A 24,978-nucleotide genomic window follows, 5' to 3' on the forward strand; every position below is an offset into this window, starting at 1 on the left:
GCTTGCAGGAGGGGTTAGCGGCCCGCACTATATTGCAAGCGCTTAGGCGCGATCGAATGAAGAAGCGTGCGGCAGACACGCGCGGAGGGAAGGAGGAAGCGGATGGATGGCATCCCCGCATCCGGTCAAGGCGCGTCGCGCGGCAATGCCGTTTCCTGGTTCGTCGATCGGCACGTGGCGGCCGGGCGGGGCGGCGCCACGGCCTTCACCGACCCGCACCGCAGCATGACCTACGCCGCGCTCGCCGAGGCGAGCGCGCGGTTCGCCGGAGGATTGCGCGCGGCCGGCATAGGGCGCGAGCGCCGGCTGTTGATGCTGATGCTCGATACGGTGGACTTCCCCGTCGCGTTCTGGGGCGCGCTGCGCGCCGGGGTGGTGCCGGTGCCGGCGAACACGCTGCTCACCGCCGAACAGGTCGCCTACATGCTGGAGGACAGCCGGGCGGAGGCGGTTGTCGTCTCCGCCCGGCTGCTCGCGGCGCTCGCGCCGGCCATCGCGGCCTCGCCCTGGCTGCGGCTGGTGCTGGTGGCCACGCCGGACGGCGAACCGGCGCCGGCCCTGCCCCCAGGCGCGCAGGAGTTGCGGAACTTCCTGGCCGGGGCGCCGGCGGCCGAGACGGTGGCGGCCAGCCCAGACGAGGTCGCCTTCTGGCTCTACTCCTCCGGCTCCACCGGCGCGCCCAAGGGCACCAAGCACGTCCACGCCAGCCTTCGCGCCACAGCCGAGACTTACGCGGCGCAGGTGCTGGGCATCCGCCCGGACGACGTGGTGTACTCGGCGGCGAAGCTGTTCTTCGCCTACGGCCTCGGCAACGCCATGACCTTTCCGATGTCGGTCGGCGCGCAGGCTGTGCTGCTGCCTGACCGGCCCTCGCCCGACGCGGTGCTGTCCGTGATGGCCCGGCACCGGCCCACCCTTTTCTGCGGCGTGCCGACTCTTTACGCGGCGCTGCTGGCGCACCCGGGGCTCGGGCGCGGCGCCGGCTCGGACCGGCTGCGCCTCTGCGTCTCGGCCGGCGAGGCCTTGCCGGAGCATGTGGGGCAACGCTGGTCTTCGGTCGTGGGCGCCGACATCCTCGACGGCATCGGCTCCACCGAGATGCTGCACATCTTCCTCAGCAATCGGCCGGGCCACATCCGGTACGGCACCACCGGGACCGCCGTGCCGGGCTACGATCTGCGGATCGTGGACGAGCAGGACCGCGATCTCCCACCCGGCGAGATCGGCGAACTGTTGGTGCGGGGGCCATCGGCCGCCGAAGGCTATTGGAACCAGCGCGACAAATCCCGCCGCACCTTCCAAGGTGAATGGACACGCACCGGCGACAAGTACACGCAGGACGCCGACGGCCATTACCGCTACCAGGGCCGCACGGACGACATGTTCAAGGTGAGCGGCATCTGGGTTTCGCCCTTCGAGGTGGAAGCGGCGTTGATGACGCACCCGGCCGTGCAAGAGGCCGCGGTGGTCGGGCGCGAGGACGCGGACGGCCTTACCAAACCCATGGCCTTCGTGGTGCTGAGGGAGGACGCGGCGCCGCCGGGTCCGGCGCTTACGGAAGCCCTGCGGGCGCATGTGAAGGAGCGCGTCGGCGCCTGGAAATATCCCCGCTGGATCGAGGCGGTCGAGGAGCTGCCGAAAACCGCCACCGGCAAGATACAGCGCTTCAAGCTGCGCGCGGGGTTCGCGTGATGGCGGCAGCGCGGCGCAACGTCCGGTTGGAGATCGGCGGCGGGCGGTTGGAAGCCGCGTGGTGGGGACCGGAGCCGGAAGCGGCGCCCACGATGGTGCTGCTGCACGAAGGGCTCGGCTCGGTGTCCCTCTGGCGCGACTTCCCGGAGCGGCTCGCGGCCGCGACCGGCCTCGGCGTCTTCGCCTATTCGCGCTTCGGCTACGGCCAGTCCGACCCGGCAGCGCTGCCACGGCCGTTGACCTACATGCACGAGGAAGCGCGGGAGGTGCTGCCCCGCGTGCTGGACGCCGCCGGGGTCAGGCGCTGCGTGCTGCTCGGCCATTCGGACGGCGGCTCTATCGCGGCGATCCACGCGGGATCGTTCCAGGACACGCGGGTGCGCGGCTTGGTGCTGCTGGCGCCGCACTTCTTCGTGGAAGAAGCGGGGCTGGCCGCCATCCGGGCGGCGAAGCAGGCCTTCGAAACGGGCGACCTTCGGGCGCGGTTGGCGCGGCACCACCGCGACCCGGACCTGGCCTTCCGCGGCTGGAACGGCGCTTGGCTGGACCCGGGCTTCCCCCGCGCCTTCGATTTGCAACCGGACATCGCGCACATCCGCGTCCCCGTGCTGGCGATCCAGGGCGAGGCGGACCCTTACGGGACCGTGGAGCAGCTACGGTTGCTGGAGCGCGAGGCCTATTGCCCGGTGGACGGCCTCGTGCTGCCCGGGGTTGGCCACAACCCGCACCAGGACGCGCCAGAGGCCGTGCTGGCCGCGGTGTCGGAGTTCACGGGCCGGCTGTTCGGCCTGCACGAGCCGGGGCCCGCCAACGCACAATAGTGCAGCTGGACTTGAAGTCCGCCAATAATATGCATTATGTTGCAGTTGGGGCGGAATGTCGCTGAAAGGACCGGACCGGATGGCGCAGATCGATTTCCGAACCGACCCCGGTCGTTACCGGCATTGGAAGCTGCGCTTCGATGGCCCTGTCGCTCACCTCATCATGGACGTGGACCCGGACGCCGGCTTGTTCGAAGGGTACGAGTTGAAGCTCAACTCCTACGACCTCGGCGTGGACATCGAACTGGCGGACGCCGTGCAGCGCCTGCGCTTCGAGCACCCGGAGGTGGGCGCCGTCGTCATCCGTTCGGCCAAGGAGAACGTGTTCTGCGCCGGCGCCAACATCCGGATGCTCGGCAAAGCCAGCCACGGCCACAAGGTCAACTTCTGCAAGTTCACCAACGAGACGCGCTGCGCCATCGAGGACGCGACGGAGCACTCCGGGCAGGCCTACCTCTGCGCCGTCAACGGCACGGCCGCCGGCGGCGGGTACGAACTGGCGGTGGCCACCGACCACATCATGCTCATCGACGACCGCCGCTCCACCGTTTCCCTGCCGGAGACGCCGTTGCTCGCGGTGCTGCCCGGCACCGGCGGCCTCACCCGCGTGACCGACAAGCGCAAGGTCCGGCGCGACTTGGCGGACGTGTTCTGCTCGATCGAGGAGGGGGTGCGCGGCAGGCGCGCCGTCGAGTGGCGCTTGGTGGACGAGGTCGTGCCGCCGTCCGCCTGGGAGAAGCGCGTCGAGGAGCGGGCGGCGGAGATCGCGGCCCGCAGCGACCGCCCGCGGGACGCCAAGGGCGTCGCGCTGACGCCGCTGGAGCGGCGGACCGAGGAGAACGGCGTCTTCTACGGCTTCGTCTCCGTCGAGATGGACCGCGCCGCACGCCGGGCCACCGTCACGGTCTCGGGCCCCGGCGGCGGCGCGCCGGCCTCGCTGGAAGCCGCCCGCAGCGCCGAGTTCTGGCCGCTGCGGATGGCGCGGGAACTGGACGACGCCATCTTGCACCTGCGGCTGAACGAGCCGGAACTCGGCCTGCTCCTGCTCCGCACGCAGGGCGACGCGGCAGAGGTGATGGCGCACGATGCCTTCTTGGAGGAGTACGAGGACGATTGGTTCGTCCGGGAGGTCCGGCTGAACCTCAAGCGCGTGCTGAAACGCATTGATGTCACCTCCCGCAGCCTGATCGCGCAAATCGAGCCGGGGAGCTGCTTCGCCGGCACCCTGGCCGAACTCGCCTTCGCGGCAGACCGGGCGGTGATGCTGTCCGGCGCGCGGGAGGGCGACAACCGCCCGCCAGCCGCGCTGTCGCTGTCGCCGCTCAACTTCGGCGCCTACCCCATGGCGAACGGGCTCACCCGCTTGCAAACGCGCTTCTACGGCGAGCCGGAGGGCGTGGACCGGGCGCGCGGGAAGGTCGGCGAGGCTTTGGAAGCGGAGGACGCGGAAGCGCTCGGCCTCGTCACCTTCGCTTATGACGAGACCGATTGGGACGACGAGGTCCGGATCATGCTGGAGGAGCGCGCGAGCTTCTCGCCGGACGCGCTGACCGGCATGGAGGCGAACCTGCGCTTCGTCGGCCCCGAGACCATGGAAACGCGCATCTTCGGCCGGCTCACCGCCTGGCAGAACTGGATCTTCCAGCGGCCGAACTCGGTCGGCGAGCAGGGCGCGCTCAAGCTCTACGGCAGCGGCGTCCAGCCCTCCTTCGACCGCGGCCGCGTTTAGCCAACAAGACACAGGGAGACGGAACGATGCCCGACGGCATGAACGTGGACTACAACGGCCTGATCCCGAACAACGTGGACCTCAACACCGACGCGCGCGTGCGCAAGGCGCTCGAGACCTGGCACCCGGGCTACATAGACTGGTGGAAGGACATGGGGCCGGACGGCTTCCAGGAGGCGTTGGTCTACCTCCGCACCGCCGTGTCCGTGGACCCGAAAGGCTGGGCGCGCTTCGACTACGTGCGGATGCCCGAGTACAAGTGGGGCATCCTGCTGGCGCCGAAGGTGGAGGGCCGCACGGTCGGCTTCGGCCAGCACAAGGGCGAGCCAGCCTGGCAGGAGGTGCCGGGCGAGTACCGCGGCATGCTGCGCCGCCTCATCACCATCCAGGGCGACACGGAACCCGCTTCGGTCGAGCAGCAGCGCCACCTCGGCAAGACCGCGCCCTCGCTCTACGACATGCGCAACCTGTTCCAGGTGAACGTGGAAGAGGGCCGGCACCTCTGGGCCATGGTCTACCTGCTCCAGAAGTACTTCGGGAAGGACGGGCGCGAGGAGGCGGAAGAGCTGCTGCGCCGCCGCTCCGGCAACGAGGACAGCCCGCGGATGCTGGGTGCCTTCAACGAGCAGACGCCCGACTGGGTGTCCTTCTTCATGTTCACCTTCTTCACCGACCGCGACGGCAAGATGCAATTGGAGGCGCTGGCGCAGTCGGGCTTCGACCCGCTGTCGCGCACCTGCCGCTTCATGCTGACGGAAGAGGCCCACCACATGTTCGTGGGCGAAACCGGCGTGCAGCGGATCATCGAGCGCACCTGCGAGGCGATGAAGGCCGCCGGCATCCAGGACCCGAACGACGCGGAGCGCATCCGGGCGCTCGGCGTGGTGGACCTGCCGACCTTGCAGCGGAAGATGAACCTGCACTTCTCGCTGACGCTGGACCTGTTCGGCAACGAGGTCTCCACCAACGCCGCCAATGCCTACAACGCCGGCCTCAAGGGCCGCTACCGCGAGGACAAGCTGGACGACGACCACCGGCTGCTGGACGCGACCTACCCGGTGCTGCGCTGCGTGGACGGGGCGATCGCGCAGGAGGCGGTGCCGGCGCTATCGGCGCTCAACATGCGGCTGCGCGACGATTACGTGCAGGACTGCCAGGGCGGCGTGAACCGCTGGAACAAGGTGATCGAGAAGGCGGGCATCCCGTTCCGGCTGACGCTGCCGCACGTCGCCTTCAACAGGAAGATCGGCGAGTTCTCGCGCATCCACGCCGACCCGGAAGGGCGGGTGGTGGATGCAGGCACCTTCGCCGCCAACCGCGACCGCTGGCTGCCCTCGGCCGATGACGACCTCTACATCACTGGCTTGATGAAGCCGGTGGACCAAGCGGGCGCCTACGCCTCGTGGATCGCGGCGCCCAAGGTGGGCATCGACAACAAGCCGGGTCACTTCGAGTACGTGAAGATCTGGAACTGAGCCCGGCGGGGACGGAGGCGGGAGCGGCGCGATGGACGGCATGCTGGAGGGCCAGGGTGGGGCCGGCGCTGCACTCAAGCAGCATCTGATCGACCCGGAGATCTGCATCCGCTGCAACACTTGCGAGGCGACCTGCCCGATCAACGCGATCACCCACGACGAAAACAACTATGTCGTGGACCCGGGCACCTGCAACTTCTGCATGGATTGCGTCGCGCCCTGCCCCACGGGCGCGATCGACAATTGGTTCCAGGTGCCCGCGCCCTTCGGCCTGGATGAGCAATTCTCCTGGCAGGAGCTGCCGCCCCGTCCCGCCCTGCCCGCCGACGGAGGCGGCGTGGGCGAGGCGGTGGACGCGCTGGACGAGGAGGCGGCGGCGCTGATCGCCGACGCCCACAGGGGCGCCGGCGGCAAGGTCCGCGCCCCTGTTTCGGCCAGCAAGCCGCGCGTCAACCTGTTCAGCCGCGCGGAGCCGGCGCTGGCCAAGGTGACGGGCAACATCCGCGTCACCCGGTCCGGCACCTCTTCGGACGTCCACCACATCATCCTGGACTTCGGCGCCACGCCCTTCCCGGTGCTGGAAGGGCAAAGCATCGGCGTCGTGCCGCCCGGCACCGGACCTGATGGACGACCGCACGCGATGCGCCTCTACTCGGTGTGCAGCGCCCGCGACGGCGAACGGCCGAACACCAACAACTTGGCATTGACGGTCAAGCGTGTCGCAGAGCCGCGGCCCGACGGGAGCGTGTTCCGCGGCGTGGCGTCCAACTGGCTGTGCGATCTCGCGCTCGGGGAGACGGTGCCGGTCATCGGGCCCTTCGGGGCCACCTTCCTCATGCCGGACGACCCGGAGACCGACGTCGTCATGGTTTGCACCGGCACCGGCGCCGCGCCCTTCCGCGGCTTCACCGAGCGGCGCCGGCGCCTCGGCGCCGCCGGGCGCGGCCGCTTGCACCTGTTCTTCGGCGCTCGCACGCCGGAGGAACTGCCCTATTTCGGCCCGTTGCAGAAGGTGCCGGTGGCGGTGCTCGACCAGAACCTGGTTTACAGCCGGCTGCCTGGCCGGCCCAAGGAGTATGTGCAGGACCGGATGCGGGCGCGCGCGGCGGATCTCGCTGCGCTGTTGCGGAAAGACGGCACCCACATCTTCGTGTGCGGCCTGCGCGGATTGGAGGCGGGCGTCGAAGAGGCGCTTTCCGCCATCGGCCGGGAGCACGGGATAGACTGGACGGCCCTCCGCGCCTCCATGCGGGAGCAGGGACGATACCACGTTGAAACCTACTGAGGGCGCGAAGGCCGGCGCCGTCTTCGTCCACACCCGCCGCGTCACCTGGGGCGAGACGGACGCCGCCCGCATCGCCTACACGGCGCGCTTCCTCGATTTCGCCATGGAGGCGACGGAAGCCTGGTTCCAGGACCGGCTCGGTGTGGGCTGGTACGAGATGAACGTGGACCACGGCATAGGCACGCCGTTCGTCCACGCGCGCTTGGACTTCCGCAGCCCCGTCACGCCGCGCGACACGCTCTCCAGCACCGTGCGGCTGGTCCGCCTCGGCGGGTCCTCCCTCCGCTTCGCCGTGGTCGGCCGGGTCGGGGAAAGATTGGCCTACGAAGCCGAACTGGTCTGCGCCTTCGTCGATGCGGCGGGCATGCGGCCCGTCCGGGCGCCGGACCGCTTTCGACCGGCGTTGGAGGCGGAGGCGGCGCTCGGGGCGGGTTGAGCGGCCCGCTCTCCGCTTTGGCCGATCACGCCCGGCTCTCCTCCACCGCCGCGACGCCGTCCAGCGCCAGCAGCGCCGCGAGCGTCTCCGACGGGGCGCATCCGGAGGTGTCCACCGTGAAATCGGCCTTGGCGTAGAGGGCTTCCCGGCTGGCCAGGATTGCCCTGAGATCGTCCATGGCGCGTTTGTTGTCGCGCATGGGGCGGGTGTCGCCTTGCTCGATGACGCGGCGCATGTGCTCTTCCGGGCTCGCCCGCAGCCAAACCGTGATGCAGGTGTCGAGCAGGAATTCGAAAGTGGCCGGCTCCGCAACGATGCCGCCGCCAGTGGCGATGACGGCGGGGGAGCCTTCCCGGACCAAGTGTTGCAGCGCCTCGCGCTCGAGGCGGCGGAACCCCTCCTGCCCGTGCACGGCGAATATGTCCGAAAGCTCCATCCGGCCCTCCCGCTCCACCTCCCGGTCCAGTTCGACGAAGGCGATGCCGAGCCGCTCCGCCAACAGCCGGCCGAGGGTCGACTTGCCGGCGCCGCGCAGGCCGATCAGCGCCACGCGCCGGACGCGGCTGCCGATGCCCTCGTGCCCGCCGAGCTGCCGCTTCAGCAAGCCGCGCGCCTCCGCCAGCCGCCCTTCCGGGAGTTGGGCCACCACCTGCTCCAGCAGGAGCCGCTCGGCCGTGCGCTCCGGGCGTTCGCCGACGATCTCCTCCACGCCGAGGCCGAGCGCGCGGGCGATGCGCCGCAAAAGGAGGATGGAGACGTTGCCGGCCCCCGCCTCGACCTGGGCGATGTAGCGCTCCGACACGCGGGACAGGCGCGAAAGGTCGCGGCGAGTCACGCCGCGGCGCGCCCGGAGCGTGCGCAACCGGTCGCCCACCGCGCGCAGGAAGGCGTCGTCGCCCGGATCGCCTTTCGCCCGCTCCGGAGGTGCGTCCCGCTGCGTGTCAAGCACGGGAGCGCGCTGGGTTTGAACGCCGGGCGCGGGAGGGAGCAGGGACGCGGCGGGGCATGGGCGCCGCCATAGGACCCCGCCAAGGCACTGACAAGCGCGGAGCGCGCCGCCTGACGGGCAGGGGCGCCCGTCGGAACAGGACCGACGGGCGCCGAACAGCCTAGCCGGGGAGGACTGCGAAGGCCCGCAGCGCCACCGGAGGGCGATGCCACGGCGGCCTCCGAGGACGTGGCGTCAGGACGTCCCTCAAGCGGCCGCGCATCGCCGACGGCGGCCGAGGCGGAAAGACCCTCACACCGAAACGCCAGGAAGGGCGGTGATCCCGGCCAAGCGGCCGTCGGCGACCATGGCGGTGGCGGCGGCGATGTCGGGCGCGAGGTGCCTGTCCTCCAACAGCGTCGGAACGCGTGCGCGTAGCAACGCCCGGGCGGCTTCGAGCGGCTCGGAGGAGCGGAGCGGCGCGTGGAAGTCGCAGCCCTGGGCCGCGGCGAGCCACTCGATGCCGATGATGGCGCGCAGGTTCGCCGCCATCGGCAACAGCCGCCGCGCGCCGTGCGCGGCCATCGAGACGTGGTCTTCCTGGTTGGCCGAGGTCGGTATGCTGTCCACGCTGGCCGGCATGGCCCGTTGGCGGTTCTCCGCGACCAGGGCGGCGGCCGTGACCTGCGGGATCATGAAGCCCGAATTCAACCCGGGCCGCGGCGTCAGGAAGGCGGGCAGGCCCGACAGTGCCGGGTCCACCAGCATGGCGATCCGGCGTTCAGCCAGCGACCCGATCTCGCAGAGCGCCATAGCGACCATGTCGGCGGCGAAGGCGACCGGCTCGGCGTGGAAGTTGCCGCCCGAGATCACCTCGCCCGTGTCGGCGAAGACCAAGGGGTTGTCGCTGACGCCGTTCGCCTCGACGGCGAGGGTGGCGGCGGCTTGCCGCAGCAGGTCGAGGCAGGCGCCCATCACCTGCGGCTGGCAACGGAGGCAATAAGGGTCCTGCACGCGCGGGTCGTCCGGACCGCGGTGGGACGCGCGGATGGCGCTGCCCTCCATCATCGTCCGCAGCGCCGCCGCCGCTTCGGTCTGGCCGCGGTGGCCGCGCGCGGCGTGGATGCGCGCGTCGAACGGCCCGTCGCTGCCCTTGGCGGCGTCGGTCGAAAGGGCGCCGGTGACGAGGGCGGACCGGAAGGCGCGCTCGGCCTCGAACAACCCGGCGAGGGCGAGCGCCGCGCTGATCTGCGTGCCGTTGAGCAGCGCCAGCCCCTCCTTCGGGCCGAGTTCCAGCGGCGCGAGCCCCCGCCGCGCCAAGGCCGCGGCCGCTTCGCCTTCACCGAGGAACTGCCCCACGCCCATCAGCGCCGCCGCCGTCATGTGCGCGAGCGGCGCCAGATCGCCCGAAGCGCCGCACGAGCCTTGGGAGGGGATCGCCGGCAGCAGTCCGTGCGCGAGGCAGGCCTCCAATCGTTCGATCACCGCCCAGCACACGCCCGAAAGCCCCTGCGCCAAGCTGCCCAGCTTCAACGCCAGCGCCAGCCGCACCACCTCGGCGGGCAGCGATTCGCCCACACCGGCGGCGTGGCTCAACACTATGTTGCGTTGCAAGGCGGCGAGGTCGCCGGCCGCTATCCGCACCGCCGCGAGCTTCCCGAAGCCGGTGTTGATGCCGTACACGGCTTCGCCCTTGGCGACGATGGCGGCTACGGCCGCGGCGCCTGCCTCCACCGCAGGGCGGCAATCGGGGCCCAGGTGCGGAACGGCCCCGCCGTGGACCGCGCGCCAAACATCCAGCGCGGCACGCCCCGCTGTCAGGATCACGCGCCGCCCCCCGCGCGGGCAAGCGGGCCGGCCGTGCTCCCGAGGCCTTGGATCGCCATGTCGCAGCGCTTGCCCATGCGAGGCGCGGTTTCCGCCGGAGGGTGTCGAAAGGCACCGGCGCCGCCGCTGCCGTGCTACGAATGAGCGTAGCAACGGAGCCGGCGCGGCGTCCAGCGTTTGGCTTGGGCATGGTGCAGGGCGCGGGCGACGGAGGCGATGCGCGTGCGACTCTTACTTGAAGAGGCGTGGCTGCCCGACGGCTGGGCGCGCGACGTGGGGTTGGAGATCGAGCGCGGCGCGATCTCCCGGGTGGTTCCTGGCGCGCCGGCCGACTTCGGCGAAAGGCGGGCCGGGCGCGCTATCCCGGGCATGCCCAACCTGCACTCCCACTTGTTCCAACGCGCCATGGCGGGCCTCGCCGAGCGCCGAGGCCCGGGCGCCGACAGCTTCTGGTCCTGGCGGCAGGTGATGTACGGTTTCCTGTCGCGCCTCGGACCGAGTGATGTCGAGTCGATCGCCGCGCAGGCCATGGTGGAGATGCTGGAGCGCGGCTTCACCGCGCTGGCCGAGTTCCACTACCTGCACCACGCGCCCGACGGCGCGCCTCACGCGAATTCCGCCGAGATGGCCGAGCGCATCGCCGCCGCGGCGGCCGAAACGGGAATGGGCTTGACGCTGCTCCCCGTGCTCTACACCCACGGCGGCTTCGGCCCCCTCCCCCCGGACGAAGGACAGCGCCGCTTCCTCAACGGCACGGACGGCTATCTCCGCCTCCTCGAAGCCTCGCGCCGCGCCATCGCGGCGATCGAGGACGCGCGGCTCGGGGTGGCGCCGCATTCGCTGCGCGCCGTCACCGGCGAGCAGATCGCCGAGGTGTTGGCAGCGGTCCTGGACGGCCCGGTCCACATCCACGTGGCCGAGCAGGTGGCGGAAGTGGAAGCTTGCATCGCCTGGAGCGGGCAGCGGCCGGCGGAGCGGCTGCTCGCCACCCAGCCCGTTGGGCCGCGCTGGTGCGTGGTGCACGCCACGCACATGACGGGCGGGGAGACGCGCGCCCTGGCCGAGAGCGGCGCGGTGGCCGGGCTCTGCCCCATCACGGAAGCCAATCTCGGCGACGGTTTCTTCAATGCCACGACCTACGCGGGCGGTTGGGGCGTCGGTTCGGATTCCAACGTCGAGATCACCGCCCCCGGCGAGTTGCGCCTGCTGGAGTATGGGCAGCGCCTGCTCCACCGCGCCCGCAACGTGCTGGCCCGAGGCGAGGGCCACTCCACCGGCGAAGACCTTTACGCGGCGGCCCTCGCGGGCGGGGCGCAGGCTTGCGGCCGCGAGATCGGCCGCATCGCCGCCGGGGCGCGGGCCGATTTGGTGTGGCTCGCGCCCGGCGTCACGCTCGACGACTACGTCTTCGTTTCCGGCGCCTCCGGCGTACGCGAGGCGATGGTGGCGGGGCGGACGGTGGTGGCGGAAGGCCGGCACTTCGCCCGGGACGCCATCCGCGCCCGGTTCGCGCGGACCATGGCGCGGCTCAGTGGGGGTTGATGCGTCCGACTCAGCCCGGGACGATGGCGGTCGCTTCGATCTCCAGCCGAGCTTCGGGTTCGGCCAACGCCGCCACCTGCACCAGCGTCATCGCCGGGAAGCGCCGCCCCATGACGTCCCGGTAGGCGACGCCCAGGTCCCGCAAGCCGACGCGGTACTCTTCCATGTCGAGCACATACCAAGTGAGGCGCCCTACGTGCTCCGGGCCGCCGCCCGCCTCCGCCACCACGGCCAGGATGTTGCGCAGCGCCTGCGCGGCTTGGGCGACGAAGCCGGCGGGGAAGCGCCCGGCCGCGTCCCAACCCACTTGGCCGCCGACGAGCACCGTTCGCCCCGCGCCGGCCATCCCGTTGCTGTAGCCGCGCGGCGCCGGCCAGCCCGGCGGTTGGAGGACACGCAGAGGCGCCGCCGGCGCCCCGCTCACCGCCGCGCCCCCGCCGCGGCCATCTCCCGCAGCGCCGCCCGACGAAGCTTGCCCGTCTGGGTGCGGGGCAGCGCTTCCACGAACTCGACGGCGCGCGGGTACTTGTAGGGCGCGATCGCCGCTTTGACGTGGTCCTGCAACGAGCGGACCAGCGCCGCGCCTGGAGGCACGTCCGCACGAGGCACGACGTAAGCCTTCACGATCTGCCCCCGCTCAGCGTCCGGCGCGCCGACCACGCCGCATTCGAGCACCGCTGGATGAGTCATCAGCGCCGCTTCCACCTCCGGCCCCGCGATGTTGTAGCCGGCGGAGACGATCATGTCGTCGCTGCGCGCCTGGTACCAGAAGTATCCCTCCGCATCCTGCACATAGGTGTCGCCCGTGATGTTCCAGCCGCCCTGCACGTAGTCCGCTTGCCGGGGATCGGCGAGGTAGCGACAACCGGTCGGTCCCTGCACGGCGAGGCGCCCGGGCGTGCCGCGCGGCGCTTCCTTGCCGTCGGGGCCGAGCACCCGCGCGCGGAAGCCGGGCACGGGAATGCCGGTGCTGCCGGGCAGCACGGCCTCCTCCGGCGCCGCGATGAAGATGTGCAGCATCTCCGTGGCGCCGATGCCGTCCAGGAGCTTCAGGCCGGTGGCCGCCCGCCACGCCTCGAACACCGGCGCCGGCAGCGCTTCCCCCGCGGAAACGCAATTGCGGAGCGAGGACAGGTCGAAGCCGCCCGCCTTGGCAGCCATCTCGCGCCACGCGGTGGGCGCGGTAAAACAAACTGTCGCGCGGTGCCGCTCGATCGCCCTGAGCAAGTCCTCGGGCGAGGCGCGCTCCAGCAGCACGCTCGTCGCGCCGACACGGAACGGGAACAGCACCGAGCCTCCGAGCCCGAACGTGAAGGCGAGCGGCGGCGAGCCGACGAAGACGTCGGACGGCTCCGGCCTCAGCACGTGCCGCGCGTAGGTGTCGCATACCGCCAGGAGATCGCGGTGGAAGTGCATGGTGCCTTTCGGCTCGCTGGTGGTGCCGGAGGTGAAACCGATCAGGCACACGTCGTCGGCCGCCGTGTCGCACGGCGCGGAGTCCGCGGCGTGGCGGGCGCACAATCCTTCCAACTCGCCGTCGCCCCAGAGGACCAAGCGCAAAGGGTCCGGCGCGTCCGTGGCGGCGAAGCGGAGTTCACCGGCGAGCCGCGCGTCGCACAGCGCGTGGCTGACGCGGGCCTTGCGCAGCACCTGCCGCAATTCCTTCACGCGCAGGAGCGGCATGGTGGCGACGACGATCCCGCCGGCCATCCAGACCCCGAAATGCGCCGCGACCATCCAGGCCGTGTTGGCGGAGCGCAGGAGCACGCGGTTGCCGGGCACCAGACCCAGGTCGCGCACCAGCACGGCCGCGATCTGCGCCGCGCGGCCCCGCAGTTCCGCGTAGGTCAGCGTCTCGAAGTCGGAAACCACCGCCGGGTGGCCACCGCGGCCCGCTGCCACCTGCGCGTCGAGCAGCGCCGCGGCCGCGTTCAGCCGTGCGGGGTAGTGGAGCTCAGGCAGGTCGAAGCGCATCTCCGGCCAAGCATCGCGCTGAGGCAGATTGTCCCGCGCGAAAGTGTCGAGGTGCGCGCTCGGCGACGTGTCGCCCGGCCAGCCCATCCCGTCCATGCCCGTCTCCCTCATGCGCCCGGAGCACGCCGTCCGCCTCGCGCGCCCCGCTCCCGTCCGGCGGCCCGTGCCTCCGCTCGGCCACCCCGATGCGTCGTTGCCGCCTCGTGGGGAACCGTCGCGTGGACGCCAAGCCGGGCCCACTGAGCGCTTCCGGAAACGGGAACGGCTGGGCGGCATCAGTCGCCTCTGAACTCGGGCTGCCGCTTCGCGGCGAACGCCTCGTAAGCGCGGCGGAAGTCCTGCGTCGTCATGCACAGGGCCTGCGCCACCGCCTCGGCCTCGATCGCCTGCTCAACGGACATGGCCCACTCCATCGCCAGCATCCGTTTCGTCATGGCGTGGGCGAAGGCCGGCCCCTCGGCGATGCCGCGGGCCAGCGCCGCGGCCTCGCCGGCCAATGCCTCGGGCGCGGCCAGCCGGTTGAAGAAGCCCCACGCGAGGCCCTCCTCCGCGTCCAGCGCGCGGCCGGTGTAGAGCAGTTCGCTCGCCCGGCCCTGCCCTACGATGCGCGGCAGGATGGCGCAGGCGCCCATGTCGCACCCGGCGAGCCCGACCCGGTTGAACAGGAAGGCGACCCGCGCGCGGGCCGTGCCGAGCCGGAGGTCGGACGCCATGGCAAGGATCGCGCCCGCGCCGGCCGCGACCCCGTCCACTGCGGCGACGATGGGTTGCGGGCAGGCGCGCATGGCCTTCACCAGCTCGCCGGTCATCGCGGTGAAGGCCATCAAGCCCTTGGTGTCGCGCCCCAGGAGCGGGCCTATGATCTCGTGGACGTCGCCGCCCGAGCAGAAGTTGCCGCCGGCGCCGGTCACGACGAAGGCGCGTACTTGCTCGTCCCGCGCGGCGGCGCGGAAAATTGCCGCGGCTTCCGCGTAGCTGTCGAAGGTCAACGGGTTCTTCTTCTCCGGCCGGTCGAGCGTCAGGGTGGCGACCGTGCCTTCCACCTCCAGCCGGAGGTGCTTGGCGGTGTAGCCGGCCAGCGGCGCGTCGATGGTGGTCATGCGGGCTCCCCTCCGATCGCCGATCGGGCACCGCCCTTGGCGCGGCCGAGCAGCCGGTGCAGCGCCGCTTGGTCGGCGGACGTCAAGCCGGCGAGCAGTTCGGCTATCCACTCCTCGTGCGCCGCCGATTGGCGCGCGAATTCCCGCCGCCCGCGGGGCGTGAGGCTCAGCGTGCCGGCGCGGCGGTCGGCCGGGTTGGCGCGGCGCGCCACCAAGCCCTCGGCCACGAGCCGCGCGGCGATCCCGGTGACGTTGCCGTTGGAGACCATCATGCGGCGGGACACCTCGCCGAGCGTGAGCCCCGCCGGCCCCGCCCGCTCGAGCTGCGCCAGGAGGTCGAAGCGGGGCAGGGTCGTGCCGAAAGAAAGGCGGAGGCGCCGGCGCACCTCGCCCTCGATCAGGTTGGCGCAGGCGAGCATGCGGAGCCAAAGCCGCAGCTCCCGCTTGTGGCCGGCCGGCGCGTCCGCGAGCAGCGTCTCCGCGTCCACCGCCGCGGCGCCGTCCGGCGGCGGCGGGCTCACGCTTCGCCTCCCGAGACGGGCAGCGCCGCGCCGTTCACCGCCTCGGCTCCGGGCGAGCAAAGGAAGAGCACGGCTGCCGCGACCTCCTCCGGCCGGACCAGCCGGCCTTGCGGGTTGTGGCCGGCCAAAGCCGCCCGGGCCTGCGCTTCGTCCCGCCCCGTGAGGGCCGTGAGCGTGGCGACGCTCTCCTCCAGCAACGGGGTGTCGGTGAAGCCGGGGCACACGGCGTTCACCGTGACGCCGCGCCCGGCGACCTCCAGCGCCAATGCGCGGGTCAGGCCCAGCAGCCCGTGCTTCGCCGCGACATAGGCCGCCACGTAGGGGTAGCCCTTGAGCGCGGCGGTGGAAGCGACGTTCACCACGCGGCCGAACCCGGCTTCCAGCATCGCGGGAAGCGCCGCGCGCGTGACGGCGGCTGCGCCGAGCAGGTTGGCGTCCAGCATGCGCCGCCACATCGCCGCGTCCGTCCGAAGGAAGGGCGCGCTCTCGGCCGCGCCGGCGGCATTCACCAGCAGGTCGCAAGGCGGGATCGGCGGCAAAGCCCCGGCTACGTCCGCCGAGACCCACGCGGCCGCGGCGCCGCCCTCCAACGCCGCGCGCAGCGGCGCCTCCCTCCGGCCGAGCACGGTGACGCGGGCGCCCGCCGCGGTGAGCGCCCGGGCGCAGGCCAAGCCGATGCCGGTGCCGCCGCCCGTGACCAGGGCCCGACGCCCGGCGAGCGCCCCTCCAGCGCGGGCAGGGAGGGAGACGGGGTCCATGCTGCCTCCACGATCCTTGAAGCTTAAAACGTCTCGCGGCGCCGGCGCAAGCGCCGAAAGCTGTTGCCACCCGGATGTTTGAAACCTAAACCATCTCGGTGCCCCGGAGGTGCAGGCGATGCGCATCGCGGTGATCGGCGGCGGCCCCGCCGGCCTTTACTTCGCCATCCTGATGAAGCGCGACCGGCCAAAGGCCCGCGTCACGGTTGTGGAGCGCAACCGCGCGGACGACACCTTCGGCTTCGGCGTGGTGTTCAGCGACCAGACGCTGGACTCCTTCCGCGTCGCCGACCCGCCCAGCTACCGCTCCTTCACCGAAAGCTTCGCCTACTGGGACGACGTCGAGGTCCACTTCGGCGGCGCCGTCCATCGCATCGGCGGCAACGGCTTTTGCGGCTGCTCCCGCCGCGCGCTGCTGCTGCGCCTGCAGGAGCGCGCCCGCGCGCTGGGCGTCGAGATGGAGTTCCGACGGGAGGCCGCGCCGGAGGACTTCCCCGACGCCGACTTGGTCGTGGCCGCCGATGGCATAAACTCGCCCGTCCGGGAACGCTGGCGCGACCACTTCGCGCCCGAGGTGGACTTGCGGCCCAACCGCTTCGCCTGGATGGGCAGCACCCGGCCCTTCGACGCCTTCACCTTCTTCTTCAAGGAGCGGCCGGAGGGCATTTTCGTCGCCCATTGCTACCAGTACGAAGCCGGCGCCAGCACCTGGGTTCTGGAGACCGACCCCGGAACCTTCGCCCGCGTCGGCCTGGACTCCATGAATGAGGCCGCCTCAGCCCGATTCATGGAGGGGGTGTTCCGGGAGGAGCTGGCGGGCCACCGGCTCCTCACCAACCGCTCGCACTGGCGCCGCTTCCCGATGGTCCGTTGCGCGCGCTGGACCAGGGGCAACGTGGTCCTGCTCGGCGACGCCAAGGCCACGGCGCATTTCTCCATCGGCTCCGGCACCAAGCTGGCGATGGAGGACGCCATCGCGTTGCACGCCGCGTTCGTAGCCGGCGGCGGCGTGCCCGAGTGCCTGGCCCGGTTCGAGGCGGCGCGCCGCGAGGACGTGGAGCGCACCCAGCATGCCGCGGACGTCTCCCTGGTGTGGTTCGAACAGCTCCGCCGCTTCCGCCGCTTCCACCCGACGCGCTTCGCGTTCGGGCTGATGACGCGCGCCAAGGCAATCACCTGGGACAACCTCGAACTGCGCGCGCCCGCCTTCGTCGAGGAGGTGCGGGAGACCTTCGCCCGCGAGGAGCGGGCGCGCGGCGTCCCGGCCGACCCGGCACGCCCGCCCGCCTTCCAGCCGTTCCGGTTGCGCGGCATGGCGCTGCCGAACCGCTTCGTCGTTTCGCCGATGTGCCAGTACAGCGCGGAGGACGGGCTGCCCGGCGACTTCCATCTGGTCCATTACGGCGCCCGTGGCATGGGCGGCGCCGGCCTGCTGTTCACCGAGATGACCTGCGTGTCGCCGGAAGCGCGCATCACCCCTGGCTGCACGGGCTTGTGGAACGGCGCGCAGGAGGCGGCCTGGACGCGCATCGTCGATTTCGTCCACGCCCGGGGCGAAACCCGCGTGGTGCTGCAACTGGGCCACGCCGGGCGCAAGGGCGCTACGCGTCTCATGTGGGAAGGGATGGACCGCCCCCTGCCCCCGGAACGGCGCTGGCCCACCCTGTCGGCGAGCGCCCTTCCCTACTTCCCGGACAGCCCGGCGCCGCGCGAGATGACGCGCGCCGACATGGACGCGGTCAAGGCGGACTTCGTGGCCGCGACGCGTCGCGCGGTCCGCTGCGGCTTCGACATGCTGGAGTTGCACTGCGCGCACGGCTACCTGCTGGCGAGCTTCCTGTCGCCGCTCACAAACCGGCGCTCGGACGGGTACGGCGGCGCGGTCGGGAGCAGGTTGCGCTACCCCCTGGAGGTGTTCGACGCCATGCGCGCCGAGTGGCCGGCCGACCGGCCGATGTCGGTGCGCGTCTCGGCCACCGACTGGGCCGACGGCGGCCTGTCGGAAGAGGATCTGCTGGCCATCGCCCGCGCTTTCGCGGCGCATGGCTGCGACCTGCTCGATGTCTCCACCGGGCAAACCGTCCATGACAGCGCGCCCGTCTACGGCCGGATGTTCCAGGTGCCCTGGTCCGACATGATCCGGCAGGAGACGGGAGTCGCCACCATGTGCGTCGGCAACATCACCACCGCCGACCAAGCGAACACCATTTTGGCCGCCGGCCGCGCCGACCTGGTGGCGTTGGCCCGCCCGCACCTGACGGACCCGATGTTCACCTTGCGCGCCGCCGCGCAGTACGGCGTTCCCGACGTGTCCTGCCCGGTGCAGTACGGCTGGGGCCGCGACGCGCTCATGCGCAACATGGCCCGGGAGCGCGAGGATTTGCGCGACCTGCGCCTCAAGGCCCGGCCGAGCCGCCACGCCCCCGACCCGGCGCCGCGACGCGCCGCGGAGTAGCGGAGGCACGGCCGGTTCGATCCCACCGGTGCCCCGGCCGCTTCCTTCCGCCGCTGCGGCGATGCATCGTCCGCGGCGACGATGACCCTGTCCCTTGAAAACTTGTCCGATCGGCAGCACGCGATCCTGGCGCTCGCGCGCGGCGCCGGGCGGGTCGTCGTCGAGGACTTGGCGGCCCGGTTCGGGGTCAGCCCGCAGACGATCCGCAAGGATCTGAACCTCCTCCGCGACCGGCGCCTCCTGACGAGGCAGCATGGCGGAGCCACGCTGACCTCGGGCGTGGAGAACCTCGCCTACGCCGCCCGCCGGGCGCTGGCGCACGAGGAGAAGCGGCGGATCGCCGCGCGCTGCGCCGCCCTGATCCCCGACGGCTCCTCGTTGTTCATCAACATCGGGACGACGACGGAGGAGGTGGCGCGCGCGCTGGCCGGCCGCCGCAACCTCCTCGTCGTCACCAACAACCTCCACGTCGTTTCCATCCTGCTGCCCTCCGAAGGGGTGGAGATCGTGGTGGCGGGCGGGCCCGTCCGCCGCTCCGACGGCGGCATAGCGGGCGAGGCCACGGTCGATCTGGTGTCCCAGTTCAAGCTGGACTTTGCCGTGATCGGCGCTTCCGCCCTCGACGAGGACGGGAGCCTGCTGGACTTCGACTACCGCGAGGTGCGCGTCGCCCGCGCCATCCTCGGCAACGCGCGCCACCCGATCCTGGTCGCCGACGCCGGGAAGTTCGACCGTTCCGCTCCCGTGCGCATCGGCCACGTGTCGCAACTGCACTGCGTGGTGACGGACCGGCCGCCGCCGGCGCGCTTCCTGGCCGCTTGCCGAGAGGCCGGAACAAACGTGGAGGTGGCCGCCGCATCGGGGGACGGCGGCCCAGGCGAAAACGACGCGTTCGAAAGCGAAACCCGATGAGGCGCGGATGGCGCGCGATTTTTTCGCTTGAGCTTGCGTTTCGCCAGTCCCAGAGTGTCGCCGCGCTCGGAGAAAGATCGCCGTGCCGACGGTGGACGACAAAGCGGTTCAGGATCTCTTCGTCATCGGCGGAGGGGTGAACGGCTGCGGGATCGCCCGCGACGCGGCCGGGCGGGGCTTGGGGGTCACCCTGGTCGAGAAGGGCGACCTCGCCGGCGCCACCTCCTCCGCGTCCACCAAGCTGATCCACGGCGGTCTCCGCTACCTGGAGTACCGCGAGTTCCGCTTGGTGCGGGAAGCGCTGATCGAGCGCGAGGTGCTGCTGCGCGCGGCGCCGCACATCGTCTGGCCGCTGCGCTTCGTGCTGCCGCACCACGCCGGCCTGCGCCCCTGGCCGCTGCTCAGGCTCGGCCTGTTCCTGTACGACCACCTGGGCGGACGCCGGATCCTGCCGCCGACCCGCGCGCTGGACCTGCGGGGCGACCCGGCCGGGGAACCGCTGCGTCCGGACTACCGCCGCGCCTTCGAATACTCCGACTGTTGGGTCGAGGACGCGCGCCTCGTCGTGTTGAACGCCCGCGACGCCGCCGACCGCGGCGCAACGGTCCTCACCCGCACACGCTGCGTTTCCGCCCGGCGCGAAGGCGGGCTCTGGCGCGCCGTGTTGCGCGACGAGACCACTGGCGCGCAACGCGAGGTGGCGGCGCGCGCCCTGGTGAACGCCGCGGGGCCTTGGGCCGCGGACGTGCTGGCCGGAGTGGCCGGGTTGAACACCCCGGCCCGGGTGAGGCTGGTCAAGGGCAGCCACATCGTCACGCGCCGGCTGTACGACCACGACCGCTGCTACATCTTCCAGAACGCCGACGGCCGGATCTGCTTCGCCATCCCGTACGAGGAGGAGTTCACCCTCATCGGCACGACCGACGAGGAGTTCACCGGCGACCCCGCGACCGCCGCGATATCGGAAGCCGAGACCGATTACCTTTGCCGCGCCGTCAGCGGCTATTTCCGCCGTCCCGTGACCAGGGACGACGTGGTCTGGAGCTACGCCGGCGTGCGGCCGCTCTACGACGACGGCGCGAGCCGCGCGCAAGAGGCGACGCGGGATTACGTGCTGACGCTCGACCACAAGGCGGCGGAGGCTCCGCTGCTGTCGGTCTTCGGCGGCAAGATCACGACCTACCGGCGGCTTGCGGAGGCCGCGATGGCGAAGCTCGCCCCGCATTTCCCCGAGGCCGGCGCGCCCTGGACCGCGGCCGCGCCGTTGCCGGGCGGCGACTTCCCTTGGGACGGCGCGCCGGCCCTCGCCGCCGCGCTGCGGCGCGACTACCCTTTCTTGGCCGAGCCGCTGGCCCGGCGTCTGGTGCGGCAGTACGGCACCCGCGCCAAGGCGGTGCTGGGCGAGGCGCGTGGCATGGCCGATCTCGGCCGGGACTTCGGCGCCGGGCTGACCGAGCGAGAGGTGGTCTGGCAGATGCGGAAGGAATGGGCGCGGGAGCCGGAAGACGTCCTCTGGCGCCGCAGCAAGCTAGGCCTGCGCCTCGACGCCGCTGGCCGCGCCGCGCTGGCACGGTTCATGGCGACGCCTGCGCTGGCCGGGAGGGCGGCGGAGTGAGCTTGGCGCTGGACTCGGTCGCGCTTTCCGCCGACGGCCGAGCGGTGCTGCATCCCGTGACGCTGGAGCTGCCTCCCGGCCTGCCCAACGTGCTGCTCGGCCCGACCGGCGCCGGCAAGACGACGCTGCTGCGGCTGATGGCGGGGCTCGACCGGCCGGGCGCCGGCCGCATATTGGCCGAAGGGCGCGACGTCACGGGGGTGGCCGTGCGGCGCCGCAGCGTCGCCATGGTGTACCAGCAGTTCATCAACTATCCCACGCTCTCCGTGTTCGAGAACATCGCCTCGCCGCTGCGCGTCGCCCGCTTGCCGCGCGCCGAGCTCGAGAACCGGGTGGGCGAGGCGGCCCGGCTGCTGCGCCTCGAACCCTATCTCGCGCGGAAGCCGCTCGAACTCTCCGGCGGCCAGCAGCAGCGCACGGCGATCGCCCGCGCCTTGGTGAAGCGCGCGGCGCTGGTGCTCATGGACGAGCCGCTTGCCAATCTCGATTACAAGCTGCGCGAGGGGTTGCGCGAAGAACTGCCCAAGCTCTTCGCCGAAAGCGGCGCGGTCTTCGTCTACGCCACGACCGAGCCGGCCGAAGCGTTGCTGCTCGGCGGCAACGTGGCGACGCTGTCCGAAGGCCGCGTCACCCAGTTCGGCCCGGCCGCCGCCGTGTTCCGCCACCCCGCCGACCTGGCCACGGCCCGCGCCTTCTCCGACCCGCCGTTGAACGAGGCGCCCGCGCGGGCGGCGGGCGGCCGGCTGCGCTTGGCCTTCGGCGTGGCACTCCCGGCGCCGCCGCTGCCCGAGGGCGACTGCACGATCGGCATCCGCGCGCACCAGCTCTCGCTCGACCCTGTGGAGGGCGCCGTCCCGCTGCCCGCGACGGTGCGGGTCGCCGAGGTGACGGGCTCCGAAAGCTATGTGCATATCGATGTGGGCGGCTTGCCCTGGGTGGTGCTGGCGCCCGGCGTGCGGCGACCCGAGCCGGGCGACGCCGCGACCGTCTGGCTCGATCCGCGGCGGCTGCTGGTCTTCGGGGCGGACGGGCGCTTGGCCGCCACCGCGAGCTTGGCGGAGGCGGCCTGATGGCCCGCATCGCGTTCGAGCGCTTGGCGCACGCCTATCCCGGCGTCGCCGCCCGCGCGCTGAAACCCATGGACATGGTTTGGGAGGACGGCGGCGCCTATGCGCTGCTCGGCCCGTCGGGGTGCGGCAAGACCACGCTGCTCAACATCGTCTCCGGCCTGCTGCGCCCGAGTGAGGGGCGCGTGCTGTTCGACGGGCTCGACGTGACGGGCCTCTCGACCGAGCGGCGCAACGTTGCCCAGGTTTTCCAGTTCCCGGTGGTCTACGACACGATGACCGTGCGGGAGAACCTGGCCTTCCCGTTGAGAAACCGCGGCGTCCCCGCCGCCGCGACCCGCGCCCGCGTCGAGCACGTCGCGGGGCTGCTGGGCCTCGCGGCGCGGCTCGACCGCCGCGCCCGGAACCTGGGCGCCGATGAGAAGCAGAAGGTCTCCCTCGGCCGCGGCTTGGTGCGCGAGGGCGTCTCGGCCATCCTGTTCGACGAGCCGCTGACCGTCATCGACCCGCACCTCAAGTGGGAATTGCGCTCCCGCCTGAAGGAACTGCACCGCCAGGTTCCGGTGACCATGATCTACGTCACCCACGACCAGACCGAGGCGCTGACCTTCGCCGACCGCGTGGTGGTGATGTCGGAAGGCGAGGTGGTGCAGGTCGGCACGCCGGAAGCGCTGTTCGAGCATCCCGCCCACACCTTCGTCGGCCACTTCATCGGCTCGCCGGGGATGAACCTGCTGCCCTGCGCCGTCGAAGGGCGGCGGGCCGTGCTGCCCGGCGGCCACCGCATCGCCCTGCCGCGCGCCTATCCCGCCTTGCCCGGGCGCGTCGAGCTCGGCATCCGGCCGGAATTCGCCGCGGTCTCGCGCGAGGGCGGCTTACCCGTGACGCTGCGCCGCGTGGAGGACCTCGGCCGGCGCCGCATCGCGTGGGTGGAACTCGCCGGCGTGCCGCTGGCCGCGACCCTGCCCGAGGGCGCGCCGGTGCCAGCCGAGCCGCGCCTCGCCCTCGACCCGGCGCGGCTGCACATCTACGCCGATGGCCGCTTGGCCGCGGGGGAGGCCTGAGCCATGGCCAAGCCCCGCGACGACCGCGCCTGGTTCCTGGTGCTGCCCGTGGTCGCGCTGGTGGCGTTCTCCGCCCTCATCCCGGTGATGACGGTGGTGAACTACTCCGTGCAGGACACCTTCGGGAACAACGAGTTCTTCTGGAACGGCACGGGCTGGTTCCGCGAGCTGCTGGACCCCTCCACCGACCTCGGCGGCCGCTTCTTCGACGCGCTGTGGCGGACGCTGCTGTTCAGCGCGCTCTGCCTGCTGATCGAGATCCCGCTCGGCATCGGCGTGGCGCTTTCGATGCCGCGGCGGGGCTTGGGCGTCGCCGTGTCGCTCGTCGTCCTGGCGCTGCCGCTGCTGATCCCCTGGAACGTGGTCGGCACCATCTGGCAGGTCTTCGCGCGGCGGGACATCGGGCTTTTGGGCGCCGCGGTGAACGGCCTCGGCCTCGACTACAACTACGCGCAGGACCCGCTGGACGCCTGGATCACCGTGGTGGCGATGGACGTCTGGCACTGGACCTCGCTGGCGGCGCTGCTCTGCTACGCCGGGCTGCGCTCCATCCCCGACGCCTACTACCAGGCGGCGCGGGTGGACGGCGCCGGGGCCTGGGCGGTGTTCCGCGCCATCCAATTGCCGAAGATGCAGCGCGTGCTGACCATCGCGGTGCTGCTGCGCTTCATGGACAGCTTCATGATCTACACCGAGCCGTTCGTCGTCACCGGCGGCGGGCCCGGCAACGCCACCACCTTCCTCTCCATCGACTTGGTGAAGATCGCGCTCGGGCAGTTCGACCTGGGCAAGGCGGCGGCCATGTCGATCGTTTACAACCTCATCATCCTCGCGGTGTGCTGGGTCTTCTTCGCGGTCACCACCCGCGGCCAGAGCGAAACCGCCGACCGATGAGCGGCGCCCAGCCCCGCGCCGCGGTCGCCGTGCCGGCGGCGCTGCCCGCCGCCAGAGCCCCGGCCCGCGAGGGCATGGCGCGGGCGCTGGCGCCGCGCGTGGTCCTCGGCCTCTACATCCTGTTCCTGCTGGTGCCGATCTACTGGCTCGTCAACATGAGCCTGAAGACCAACCTCGAGATCAGCTCCGGCATGACGCTCTGGCCCGAAGCGCCGACGCTGGACAACTACCGCCGCATCTTCACCGACGCGTCCTGGTACTCCGGCTACATCAACAGCCTGACCTACGTGGTGCTGAACACGGCCATCTCGCTCCTCGTCGCCCTGCCGGCGGCCTACGCCTTCAGCCGCTACCGCTTCCTCGGCGACAAGCACCTGTTCTTCTGGCTGCTGTCCAACCGCATGGCGCCGCCGGCGGTCTTCGCGCTGCCCTTCTTCCAGCTCTACAGCGCGGTCGGGCTGTTCGACACGCCCTGGGCCGTCGCGCTGGCGCACTGCGTCTTCAACATCCCCCTCGCCGTCTGGATCTTGGAAGGTTTCATGTCTGGCGTCCCGCGCGAGATCGACGAGACCGCGGCGATCGACGGTTGGTCCTTCCCGGCCTTCTTCGTCCGGCTCTTCCTGCCGCTGATCGCCGGCGGCGTCGGCGTCGCGGCCTTCTTCTGCTTCATGTTCTCCTGGGTGGAGCTGCTGCTGGCGAGGACGCTGACCACGGTGGACGCCAAGCCCATCGTCGCCACCATGACCCGCACCGTTTCGGCGGCCGGCATGGATTGGGGCCTGCTGGCCGCCGCCGGGACGCTCACCATCGTCCCCGGCGCCGTCGTCATCTGGTTCGTCCGCAACCACATCGCGCGCGGCTTCGCGCTCGGCAGGGTGTAGCG

The 24,978-nt window shown here is 71.6% G+C and carries 21 protein-coding genes; 14 read left to right on the top strand and 7 right to left on the bottom strand.

Annotated features, from left to right (window positions below; all coding sequences use genetic code 11):
• Positions 1-102: 102 nt before the first annotated feature.
• From ABD067_RS04820 to ABD067_RS04845, 6 genes are all read left to right on the top strand, one after another.
• On the top strand, positions 103-1,692 hold the full coding sequence (locus ABD067_RS04820; RefSeq protein ID WP_343894031.1) for a benzoate-CoA ligase family protein: 1,590 nt from the start codon (positions 103-105) through the stop codon (positions 1,690-1,692).
• Entirely contained in the window at positions 1,692-2,513 is an 822-nt protein-coding gene (locus ABD067_RS04825; RefSeq protein WP_343894032.1) for an alpha/beta fold hydrolase, read from the top strand. Before ABD067_RS04820 ends, ABD067_RS04825 begins: the two co-directional genes overlap by 1 nt.
• A 79-nt stretch (positions 2,514-2,592) precedes the next feature.
• A complete protein-coding gene (gene boxC / locus ABD067_RS04830) occupies positions 2,593-4,242 on the top strand; it encodes a 2,3-epoxybenzoyl-CoA dihydrolase (RefSeq protein WP_343894033.1) in 1,650 nt (549 codons plus the stop codon).
• A gap of 26 nt (positions 4,243-4,268) precedes the next feature.
• A complete protein-coding gene (gene boxB, locus ABD067_RS04835; RefSeq protein ID WP_343894034.1) occupies positions 4,269-5,717 on the top strand; it encodes a benzoyl-CoA 2,3-epoxidase subunit BoxB in 1,449 nt (482 codons plus the stop codon).
• A gap of 31 nt (positions 5,718-5,748) precedes the next feature.
• Positions 5,749-7,002: a benzoyl-CoA 2,3-epoxidase subunit BoxA gene (boxA, locus tag ABD067_RS04840; protein ID WP_343894035.1), complete on the top strand. Its 1,254-nt coding sequence runs from the start codon at positions 5,749-5,751 to the stop codon at positions 7,000-7,002.
• Positions 6,989-7,438, top strand: coding sequence for an acyl-CoA thioesterase (locus tag ABD067_RS04845; protein ID WP_343894036.1), 450 nt, complete (start codon positions 6,989-6,991; stop codon positions 7,436-7,438). The genes boxA and ABD067_RS04845 overlap by 14 nt, the downstream gene beginning before the upstream one ends.
• Positions 7,439-7,463: 25 nt before the next feature.
• Here ABD067_RS04845 and ABD067_RS04850 read toward each other — a convergent pair whose 3' ends face one another.
• Together ABD067_RS04850 and hutH are read right to left on the bottom strand one after the other, a co-directional pair.
• Positions 7,464-8,387, bottom strand: a complete 924-nt coding sequence (locus ABD067_RS04850; RefSeq protein ID WP_343894037.1) for a helix-turn-helix transcriptional regulator — start codon at positions 8,385-8,387, stop codon at positions 7,464-7,466.
• Positions 8,388-8,678: 291 nt separating this feature from the next.
• Positions 8,679-10,193: a histidine ammonia-lyase gene (hutH, locus tag ABD067_RS04855; RefSeq protein ID WP_343894038.1), complete on the bottom strand. Its 1,515-nt coding sequence runs from the start codon at positions 10,191-10,193 to the stop codon at positions 8,679-8,681.
• 216 nt (positions 10,194-10,409) lie between these two features.
• Here hutH and ABD067_RS04860 point away from each other — a divergent pair, with 216 nt between their 5' ends.
• On the top strand, positions 10,410-11,735 hold the full coding sequence (locus ABD067_RS04860; protein ID WP_343894039.1) for a formimidoylglutamate deiminase: 1,326 nt from the start codon (positions 10,410-10,412) through the stop codon (positions 11,733-11,735).
• A gap of 10 nt (positions 11,736-11,745) precedes the next feature.
• On the opposite strand, the gene ABD067_RS04865 is transcribed toward ABD067_RS04860, so the two are convergent.
• The 5 genes from ABD067_RS04865 to ABD067_RS04885 all read right to left on the bottom strand — a co-directional run bounded on the left by ABD067_RS04865 (position 11,746) and on the right by ABD067_RS04885 (position 16,088).
• Positions 11,746-12,159, bottom strand: a complete 414-nt coding sequence (locus tag ABD067_RS04865) for a RidA family protein (RefSeq protein ID WP_343894040.1) — start codon at positions 12,157-12,159, stop codon at positions 11,746-11,748.
• On the bottom strand, positions 12,156-13,805 hold the full coding sequence (locus tag ABD067_RS04870; RefSeq protein WP_343894041.1) for an AMP-binding protein: 1,650 nt from the start codon (positions 13,803-13,805) through the stop codon (positions 12,156-12,158). Before ABD067_RS04870 ends, ABD067_RS04865 begins: the two co-directional genes overlap by 4 nt.
• Positions 13,806-13,984: 179 nt before the next feature.
• The gene (locus ABD067_RS04875) at positions 13,985-14,809 is read right to left on the bottom strand and encodes an enoyl-CoA hydratase family protein (RefSeq protein WP_343894042.1); all 825 of its coding nucleotides are present in this window, start codon (positions 14,807-14,809) and stop codon (positions 13,985-13,987) included.
• Positions 14,806-15,330, bottom strand: a complete 525-nt coding sequence (locus ABD067_RS04880) for a MarR family winged helix-turn-helix transcriptional regulator (RefSeq protein WP_343894043.1) — start codon at positions 15,328-15,330, stop codon at positions 14,806-14,808. The genes ABD067_RS04875 and ABD067_RS04880 overlap by 4 nt, the downstream gene beginning before the upstream one ends.
• On the bottom strand, positions 15,327-16,088 hold the full coding sequence (locus ABD067_RS04885; protein WP_343894044.1) for an SDR family NAD(P)-dependent oxidoreductase: 762 nt from the start codon (positions 16,086-16,088) through the stop codon (positions 15,327-15,329). Before ABD067_RS04885 ends, ABD067_RS04880 begins: the two co-directional genes overlap by 4 nt.
• Positions 16,089-16,206: 118 nt before the next feature.
• Here ABD067_RS04885 and ABD067_RS04890 point away from each other — a divergent pair, with 118 nt between their 5' ends.
• From ABD067_RS04890 to ABD067_RS04920, 7 genes are all read left to right on the top strand, one after another.
• Positions 16,207-18,543, top strand: a complete 2,337-nt coding sequence (locus tag ABD067_RS04890; RefSeq protein ID WP_343894045.1) for a bifunctional salicylyl-CoA 5-hydroxylase/oxidoreductase — start codon at positions 16,207-16,209, stop codon at positions 18,541-18,543.
• A gap of 81 nt (positions 18,544-18,624) precedes the next feature.
• On the top strand, positions 18,625-19,455 hold the full coding sequence (locus ABD067_RS04895) for a DeoR/GlpR family DNA-binding transcription regulator (protein ID WP_343894046.1): 831 nt from the start codon (positions 18,625-18,627) through the stop codon (positions 19,453-19,455).
• Between the two features lie 91 nt (positions 19,456-19,546).
• Positions 19,547-21,070 carry a glycerol-3-phosphate dehydrogenase gene (gene glpD / locus ABD067_RS04900; protein WP_343894182.1) on the top strand — a complete coding sequence of 508 codons (1,524 nt, stop codon included), beginning with the start codon at positions 19,547-19,549 and terminating at the stop codon, positions 21,068-21,070.
• Positions 21,067-22,140 carry an ABC transporter ATP-binding protein gene (locus ABD067_RS04905; protein WP_343894047.1) on the top strand — a complete coding sequence of 358 codons (1,074 nt, stop codon included), beginning with the start codon at positions 21,067-21,069 and terminating at the stop codon, positions 22,138-22,140. The genes glpD and ABD067_RS04905 overlap by 4 nt, the downstream gene beginning before the upstream one ends.
• Positions 22,140-23,201 carry an ABC transporter ATP-binding protein gene (locus tag ABD067_RS04910; protein WP_343894048.1) on the top strand — a complete coding sequence of 354 codons (1,062 nt, stop codon included), beginning with the start codon at positions 22,140-22,142 and terminating at the stop codon, positions 23,199-23,201. Before ABD067_RS04905 ends, ABD067_RS04910 begins: the two co-directional genes overlap by 1 nt.
• A 3-nt stretch (positions 23,202-23,204) precedes the next feature.
• Entirely contained in the window at positions 23,205-24,095 is an 891-nt protein-coding gene (locus tag ABD067_RS04915) for a carbohydrate ABC transporter permease (RefSeq protein ID WP_343894049.1), read from the top strand.
• Positions 24,092-24,976 carry a carbohydrate ABC transporter permease gene (locus ABD067_RS04920; protein WP_456305234.1) on the top strand — a complete coding sequence of 295 codons (885 nt, stop codon included), beginning with the start codon at positions 24,092-24,094 and terminating at the stop codon, positions 24,974-24,976. The genes ABD067_RS04915 and ABD067_RS04920 overlap by 4 nt, the downstream gene beginning before the upstream one ends.
• Positions 24,977-24,978: the final 2 nt, after the last annotated feature.

The sequence above is a fragment of the Craurococcus roseus genome, from assembly GCF_039523795.1.
Taxonomy (GTDB): domain Bacteria; phylum Pseudomonadota; class Alphaproteobacteria; order Acetobacterales; family Acetobacteraceae; genus Craurococcus; species Craurococcus roseus.